Source organism: Pseudomonas sp. SDO5215_S409 (genome assembly GCF_054071325.1).
On sequence record NZ_JBSVWN010000212.1, the window covers coordinates 1 to 247 of the forward strand.

1 protein-coding gene is annotated in these 247 nt (G+C 60.7%); it reads left to right on the top strand.

Going from position 1 to position 247, the window contains the following annotated elements:
* On the top strand, nucleotides 1-209 hold a 209-nt coding region (locus ACW9H9_RS28930; protein WP_457346753.1), incomplete at its 5' end, for a hypothetical protein.
* Nucleotides 210-247: the final 38 nt, after the last annotated feature.

Here is a 247-nt window from a genome sequence, read left to right on the forward strand (position 1 = left end):
CCGAGATTCACTACCACGCCGGGGACAAGGTGGTGGTGGAAGCGGGGATGGAATTCACGGCGAAAGCGGGGGGCAGTTTTATCAAGGTGGATGCGGGCGGGGTGACGATCAGTGGGGCGCAGGTACAGGTGAATTCGGGGGGTGGGCCGGGCAGTGGGACGGGGCTTCAGATACTCGGCCCATTGCTGCCGGGCCTAGGGAAATCCTGAAGAAGACTTCCAAATATGGTGAAATACGCCGATCCCGT